Source organism: Staphylococcus sp. T93 (assembly GCF_016743875.1).
GTDB classification, from domain to species: domain Bacteria; phylum Bacillota; class Bacilli; order Staphylococcales; family Staphylococcaceae; genus Staphylococcus; species Staphylococcus aureus.
In genome coordinates, this window is record NZ_CP068247.1 from 881738 (window position 1) to 887151 (window position 5414).

Sequence of the window (5414 nt, forward strand, 5' to 3'; positions counted from 1 at the left end):
ACTATGCAATGACTACACTGCTATTGGAGCTTTTATTGCTGGATGTGATTCATAGTCAACAATTTCCAAATCTTCATAATTTATGTCGAAAATAGACTTGTCACTGTTAATTTTTAATGTTGGAGGATTGAAGCTTTCACGTGCTAATTGTGTTTGAATCGCATCAATATGATTTGAATAAATATGTGCATCTCCAAATGTATGCACAAATTCACCCACTTCAAGTCCACATTCTTTGGCAATAAGGTGTGTCAATAAAGCGTAGCTTGCGATATTAAATGGCACACCTAAAAAGATATCTGCGCTACGTTGGTATAACTGGCAACTTAACTTACCATCTTGGACATAAAACTGGAACATGGTATGACAAGGCGGAAGTGCCATTGTATCAATTTCTGTTGGATTCCATGCAGATACGATGTGTCGCCTTGAATCTGGATTATGCTTAATTTGTTCAATTACTGTTTTAAGTTGATCAAAATGATTACCATCTTTATCAACCCAATCTCGCCATTGTTTACCATAAACATTTCCTAAATCCCCGAATTGCTTCGCAAATGTATCATCTTCAAGAATACGTTGCTTAAATTGTTTCATTTGTTCTTTATATTGTTCGTTAAATTCAGGATCACTCAATGCACGATGCCCGAAATCTGTCATATCTGGACCTTTATACTCGTCTGATTTGATATAATTTTCAAAAGCCCATTCGTTCCATATATTATTATTATATTTTAATAAGTATTGGATGTTTGTATCTCCTTTAATGAACCATAATAATTCGGTTGCTACTAATTTAAAAGAAACTTTCTTTGTCGTTAATAGTGGAAATCCTTTAGATAAGTCAAAGCGAAGTTGATGACCAAATTTCGAAATCGTACCTGTATTTGTGCGATCATTTCGTGTATTTCCTATTTCTAAAACTTCTTCACAAAGACTGTGATATGCTGCATCAAATGAATTCAACATATGCGATAACACCTCATTTTCATTATTTATAGTATGTATATTTAGTTTGATATAACTTAACTTTATGTAGCATTTTGTTATCACTCATTTTAGGAATATGATATTAATATCATGAATTCCGTTACTTTATTTATAAAATGCTGATTAAGTACCTACCCCATCGTAACGTGATATATGTTTCCAATTGGTAATTGTTTACCCAAATCTATAACTTTAATGCTAAAAAATTTTAAAAAAGAGGTTAACACATGATTTGAATATTATGTTTGATGTCCTATTAAAACAGTTAAATTTCTAGAAAATATAGTTGGTAAAAACGGACTTTATTTAACAAATAGAATACAACTATATTCTCTATTTTCAATGACAGACACCATTTTTAATATTATAAAATGTGTTAACCTTTATATTTATTTATGTGTACTATTTACAATTTTCGTCAAAGGCATCCTTTAAGTCCATTGCAATGTCATTAATATCTCTACCTTCGATAAATTCTCTAGGCATAAAATAAACTAAATCTTGACCTTTGAATAAAGCATACGAAGGACTAGATGGTGCTTGCTGAATGAATTCTCGCATTGTAGCAGTTGCTTCTTTATCTTGCCCAGCAAAAACTGTAACTGTATTTGTAGGTCTATGTTCATTTTGTGTTGCAACTGCTACTGCAGCTGGTCTTGCTAATCCAGCTGCACAGCCGCATGTAGAGTTAATAACTACAAAAGTAGTGTCATCAGCATTTACTTGGTTCATATACTCCGATACTGCTTCGCTCGTTTCTAAACTTGTAAAACCATTTTGAGTTAATTCGCCACGCATTTGTTGCGCAATTTCTTTCATATAAGCATCATATGCATTCATATTTAATTCCTCCAATTAAATTGTTCTGTTTGCCATTTGTTTCCATACTGAACCAAGTGCTTCATCTCCGTTTTCAATACGAGATATGGCCATTTCAATTTGTAATTTAACTTCAAACGCATTGTCATTAATATGGGCTTTTAGTGCGGGAAGCTGCTCTGCATTACCTTCATCAAAGATAAACATAGCAGCACGCCACCTAACGATTTTCTGTGGATCATCTAATAGTAGCACCATTTCTGGTAGTGCCTCTGGATACCCTAAATCGCTTATGCAATCCCCTGCTGTTCTTCTTACAGCAGGACTTTTATCACGAAGCCCCTTATATAAATACGGTAAAATTTCTTTACTTTCAATCATACCTAATAATACAATCGCTTGACGTCTAACCGGTACTTTTTCATCAGATAAAGCTAAATCAAGCAGCGGTATATCTTCAAAAGTCGGCTTTGGAAAATGGTTTAACATTCGTAATCGAGTCTTCCAATTATCAGTTGCATGATATTCATCCAAAGAGACATGTCGATAGAAATGATAATTATTAGTTGCGTGATTTTCTTCTAAAGCATGTTTTACCAATACGGGTAACTGTGATTCTGGATAGGTAGCTAGCACTTCTTCTAGGACACCATCCATTACTTCTTGAATATTTCCATAGCGATTTCCTAAATCTAGCCATTTACGCATAAAAACAATATTGTCATGTGCTGTTTGCGCTTGAGTCATATGGTCAACATATGTTTGTGGTAATTGTTCTCTTAATTCTTGGTCAGCAGAAGTTAGCTTAATTTGATACGGTATACCCTTAAAAGTTAATAATTCAGCTTTAATTTCACCAAAATGATTGTCAATTTGAGGTTCATTTACAGATTCTAAAACCTTATTCGCATCAGAAAAAGCAGCTTTAATATCAGGTAATATGACTTCCCAATCAGCTTTTGGTGCCTTATCAACAGCTAAGAAGTTCATGACATGAAAAATGGAAGTGATACCATCTATAGATAACAACTGATTTATAAATCTTGGTTGTGTTTCTTCTACTTTTTTATAAGTATTAGATAACTTGTCTTCTCTTGTATATGACAAAACAACTTTCATTGTATTTGGACTTGGTGTTGGCTCTATACGTAAAATTTCCATATACTTTATTCCCCCCGAATACTAGTTGATGAAAAATTTATTCGAATACAGCCTCTACTTTTGGCAATACTGTTTCCCAATTTGCGTCATTTTCTTTATCTACTGAAATAAAGTCCATAACATGGAAAATTGATTTAACGCCTTCAACCTTTAAGATGTCATTAATAAATGCTGGCTGTGAATCATCAACTTTAGTATACGTATCTGATGTCATACCTTCTCTGCTTTCACTAAGTGTAATCTTCATTGTGTTGTGGTTCGGTGTTTCTGATATAGATATAATTTTCATTTGACTTCCTCCTATTGAAGTTCATTTCCTAATTGTTTTATTTCTTTCCCTATTGAACACTCATTGATACAAAAATGATGCGCCTTCGTTTTCCCCTCTAATTTACGCAGACGAGTTTTGATTGGACATTGATTGCAATAAGTATTCATTAAATCATCTATTTTCGCGAGTGCATTTTGCTCTGAAAAAGTTAAAATACGCGACACTTCCTTTATTACTTCAAAATATTGCAACCTTGTAAATAAGTGTTACTGTTTTAAATTTGACATAAAAATATTATAACATTTTTGACCCTAAGATTTGAATGAAACCTTTTATAATTCTATACGTAAAATGTATTTATATTCAAATGCTATTGCATCGCAAACGATTTTTCAGTAAAATGAGTTAGTTATTTATTGAGCGGTTTCTAAACACCCGCATGATCAAAATTTAGGAGGACATTTTAATATGTATAATGAAATTTTAGGACTAGTTACGTTTATTGCAACGTTCGTGCTTATGGTACTTATGTATCGCTTTTTTGGTAAACAAGGTTTAATTGCATGGGTTGCAATTGGCACAATCATTGCCAACATACAAGTGATTAAAACTGTAGAAATCTTTGGTATTTCAGCAACTTTAGGTAATGTCATGTTTGCTTCTATTTATTTAGCAACAGATATATTAAACGATATTTATGGGCGTAGAGTTGCAAAAAGAGCAGTTTGGTTAGGCTTTTCATCAACATTAATTATGATTATTGTTATGCAATTGTCATTACATTTTATTCCTGCACCAGAAGATATGGCACAAAAAGCATTACACGCAATCTTTGATGTTGTGCCACGCATTGCTTTAGGCTCAATCGTCGCATATATTATTGGTCAACATATTGATGTATTTATCTTTTCACTAATTAAAAAAGTATTTAGTTCTGATAAAACGTTTTTCATCCGTGCATATGGTAGTACATTTTTAAGCTCAATAATTGATACAGCTTTATTTGTAGCTATCGCATTTATCGGAAGTTTACCTGGTACAGTTGTATTTGAAATATTTATTACAACGTACGTATTAAAATTAGCTTCAACAGTTTTCAATGTACCATTTGGATATATTGCTAAATCATTTTATCGTAAAGGTAAGATTGATAAGTTAGATCAAGGCTATTAACGCACTTACTACACAAAAGAATAAGTTTTAAGGGAGTGGGACAGAAATAATATTTTCGCAAAATTTATTTCGTCGTCCCACCCCAACTTGCATTGTCTGTAGAAATTGGGAATCCAATTTCTCTTTGTTGGGGCCCATCCCAAACTTGCACATTATTGTAAGCTGACTTTTCGTCATCTTCTGTGTTGGGACCCACACCCCAACTCGCATTGCCTGTAGAATTTCTTTTCGAAATTCTCTGTGTTGGGGCCCCTGACTAGAATTGAAAAAAGCTTGTTACAAGCGCATTTTCGTTCAGTCAACTACTGCCAATATAACATCGTAGAGCATAGAACATTGATTTATGTCCCAGCCTGAAGATGATTTTTTTAGGAAGTATATTACAGTACTACGTATTAGAAAATCATCTTTGAATCAGCGAGTATTTTAAACACGTGTTACTTATTTAAGTGATGCGTGTTTTTTAATGGATTACCCAACATATTTTGTATTACAGTAATAGTAACTTTAACTAAGTATTGAATAGAAAGTAGGTTTATTATGGCGAAAATAAATTTTGATGCTGCGACGAAAGGAAATCCAGGCATAAGTACATGTGCCATTGTAATCAAAGAAGATGAGCAGCATTATACATATACACATGAGTTAGGCGAAATGGATAACCACACTGCAGAATGGGCTGCATGTATTTATGCACTAGAACATGCACGTGAATTAAATGTTCAAAACGCACTATTATATACAGACTCAAAGCTAATTGCAGATAGCATTGAAGCTGGTTATGTGAAAAACGCAAATTTCAAACCTTATTTTGATCAAATAGAAATATTTGAAAAAGATTTTGATTTATTATTTGTTAAATGGATACCGAGAGAACAAAACAAAGAAGCGAATCAACACGCTCAACAGGCATTGTATAAATTAATTAAAAAGAATAAATAAAAGGAGCACCGACTGATGTGATGTCAATCGGTGCTCCTCTATTTATCAAAGAAACAAA

General features: G+C 33.0%; 8 protein-coding genes. 2 read left to right on the forward strand and 6 right to left on the reverse strand.

What is annotated here, in order from left to right; translation table 11 throughout:
- Nucleotides 1-12 precede the first annotated feature (12 nt).
- The 5 genes from JG553_RS04310 to JG553_RS04330 all read right to left on the reverse strand — a co-directional run bounded on the left by JG553_RS04310 (nucleotide 13) and on the right by JG553_RS04330 (nucleotide 3465).
- Complete coding sequence (locus JG553_RS04310; RefSeq protein WP_000934885.1) at nucleotides 13-969, reverse strand: thymidylate synthase; 957 nt, start codon at nucleotides 967-969, stop codon at nucleotides 13-15.
- 423 nt (nucleotides 970-1392) lie between these two features.
- Nucleotides 1393-1830: a bacilliredoxin BrxA gene (gene brxA / locus JG553_RS04315; RefSeq protein ID WP_000995287.1), complete on the reverse strand. Its 438-nt coding sequence runs from the start codon at nucleotides 1828-1830 to the stop codon at nucleotides 1393-1395.
- 15 nt (nucleotides 1831-1845) lie between these two features.
- Entirely contained in the window at nucleotides 1846-2970 is a 1125-nt protein-coding gene (locus JG553_RS04320) for a virulence factor (RefSeq protein ID WP_000404650.1), read from the reverse strand.
- Between the two features lie 37 nt (nucleotides 2971-3007).
- Entirely contained in the window at nucleotides 3008-3259 is a 252-nt protein-coding gene (locus tag JG553_RS04325; RefSeq protein ID WP_000691942.1) for a NifU N-terminal domain-containing protein, read from the reverse strand.
- A gap of 11 nt (nucleotides 3260-3270) precedes the next feature.
- Nucleotides 3271-3465, reverse strand: coding sequence for a zinc-finger domain-containing protein (locus JG553_RS04330; RefSeq protein ID WP_001795441.1), 195 nt, complete (start codon nucleotides 3463-3465; stop codon nucleotides 3271-3273).
- Nucleotides 3466-3709: 244 nt separating this feature from the next.
- Here JG553_RS04330 and JG553_RS04335 point away from each other — a divergent pair, with 244 nt between their 5' ends.
- Entirely contained in the window at nucleotides 3710-4414 is a 705-nt protein-coding gene (locus tag JG553_RS04335; RefSeq protein WP_000282171.1) for a queuosine precursor transporter, read from the forward strand.
- A gap of 64 nt (nucleotides 4415-4478) precedes the next feature.
- Here the strand turns inward: JG553_RS04335 and JG553_RS13370 are convergent, their stop codons facing one another.
- Entirely contained in the window at nucleotides 4479-4610 is a 132-nt protein-coding gene (locus tag JG553_RS13370) for a hypothetical protein (protein ID WP_000529138.1), read from the reverse strand.
- Between the two features lie 344 nt (nucleotides 4611-4954).
- Between JG553_RS13370 and JG553_RS04340 the strand changes: the two genes are divergently transcribed.
- Nucleotides 4955-5356 (forward strand): ribonuclease HI family protein, encoded by a 402-nt coding sequence (locus tag JG553_RS04340; protein WP_001062936.1) that lies wholly within the window; start codon nucleotides 4955-4957, stop codon nucleotides 5354-5356.
- The last annotated feature ends 58 nt before the right edge of the window (nucleotides 5357-5414 follow it).